The following is a 1,836-nucleotide window of genomic DNA, read 5'->3' as shown; positions in this document are numbered from 1 at the left end:
TGATAATAATTACAGAAGTACTTTAGCAATAAATTAATAAGTTTTTACTTGTTTTTTACCACAGTACTTTGTTGGCATACGTTTTTTATGGTCCTAACATCAGTCTTTTCGCAAGTTCCGCAGTTACGCTCACAAAAATTTCTTTTATTACTTGTAATCCAGTTTTTTGTGCTCTTCCCCAAAATTTCGAAAGCCTAATCATTATTTTTTTCTTGGATTCAATAGTCAGAGCGGATTTAATTTCTTCGGTCTCTTTTTCTAGAATTTCAATTTCTAGAATTTTTTCGTTTGATTCACTTTTTTTTAGTTTTTCAAGTTTCTTTTTAGAATTGTCTAAATATTCCTCAAGAAATAACTGTTGTTCCAAATCAAATGTTTCTACATCAGCATTTTCGTCAATTATGTCAAATTTCTGAAAAAACTTTTCCGCATTTGATTTAATGATTGGGTCATCAAAAAAAGATTCAATGATCTCATATTGGTCAAGAAGATTTAACCAAGATTTAAATTGAGATTCAAGGTTTTTTATTTCAATCCAATTTCTCTGAATTCCATTATCGTTTTCATTAATTGGTGTTCTGCTCATTAAGAATTGAAAAGAGCCATTTTGTTTTTTTTCATACTTCTCAATTTTAAAATGAAAATCAGAAGTACTGTCAATGTCTAAAACGTGTAGTAAATTTTCTTTTGGGTCAATAATTTTGAACTTTTCACCAGTCAAATTAACAAAGGATTCTAAAGATTTTAAAATCGTAATCGGAAGTTTCTTTTTTTTATTCATTGATTATGCGTATGTTCAAATGTATGCCAACGTGATTGTGTATGGTTAGTTGCGTGGTTAAGCAACTAAGTTAATAAACATTTACGAACCCGTGAAAATTCCGCAGGAATTTTCGCAAGTAGGCTAGAACCAAGCAATTAATTATACACGGTGTTACCTGCAGTAATTTTATTCTTTATTAGCCATTCGTTCAATTCATATTCAAAATTCAGAAAGGTTGTAGCTAAATTTAAATCGGTCGATTCATTCCATTTCTTGTCAAAATCCGATATTATTTTAAATAAGTTTGGTTTGATTTTTTGTAATTTTTTTAAATATTTTTCACACTTTGATTTATCTTCTTCAACAACAACATTCATTAAAGACAAACTTTGTCCTATAAATTGATTTACCGCTTTTTTTCTTGATTTCTTAAATGCAAAAAGTAGTTTTATTTAAAATATGTTATAATTACTGAAGCTTATTCTTTCCTGCACAAATTGATATTCTGAAAACCCCATTTTTTTATAAAAAGGAAACATTTTTTTGTGGGAACAAAAGTTATATAAAATTCCAGTTAGATTATTTTCAGTTAAAACTTCGAAAGAATGTTCTCCCATTATTCCATAAAGTAAATCCTCAAGTTTTGAAATTCCACAATAGTCTAAATATATATGTAAAAGTTCGTGACTAAAGGAATGAAACTCTAACTCCTGTGTTGGTGTAATAATAGTTGCAATTCCATTTTCAGCTTTTCCTTTCCAAGAATATTCGCTTGGGTCATAAATCAGTTGAAAAGTGTAGTTATTTTTTAACTCATTCCAAATATTTTGGTTCTGCGAATTTATATAATTCTCTATTTGAAATGTTATGTCTGTCATTTTGTTCTTATTGCAGGTAACGTTGATGTGTATGGTTAGTTGCGTGTTTAAGCAACTAATTTAGTAAACAGAAACGAACGCGAGAAAATTCCGAAGGAATTTTCCAAGTAGGCAACGACCAAAGCAATTAATTATACACGTCTTAAGTTAGCATTTTAATAAAAACACTAAATTTAAGACCTATAAAAAGAAAGC

3 protein-coding genes are annotated in these 1,836 nt (G+C 28.6%); all 3 read right to left on the bottom strand.

Annotated elements, in window-relative coordinates; genetic code table 11:
• Positions 1 to 85: 85 nt before the first annotated feature.
• Positions 86 to 781, bottom strand: a complete 696-nt coding sequence (locus tag HSX10_RS18590) for a hypothetical protein (RefSeq protein WP_173589755.1) — start codon at positions 779 to 781, stop codon at positions 86 to 88.
• 137 nt (positions 782 to 918) lie between these two features.
• Positions 919 to 1,140, bottom strand: coding sequence for a hypothetical protein (locus HSX10_RS18585; RefSeq protein WP_173589754.1), 222 nt, complete (start codon positions 1,138 to 1,140; stop codon positions 919 to 921).
• A gap of 75 nt (positions 1,141 to 1,215) precedes the next feature.
• Positions 1,216 to 1,641 (bottom strand): hypothetical protein, encoded by a 426-nt coding sequence (locus HSX10_RS18580; RefSeq protein WP_173589753.1) that lies wholly within the window; start codon positions 1,639 to 1,641, stop codon positions 1,216 to 1,218.
• Positions 1,642 to 1,836 lie beyond the last annotated feature (195 nt).

It is taken from the genome of Winogradskyella undariae (genome assembly GCF_013285155.1).
GTDB lineage: Bacteria > Bacteroidota > Bacteroidia > Flavobacteriales > Flavobacteriaceae > Winogradskyella > Winogradskyella undariae.
Note: the sequence above shows the minus strand (reverse complement) of the source record. Positions and strands in the feature narration are given on the sequence as shown.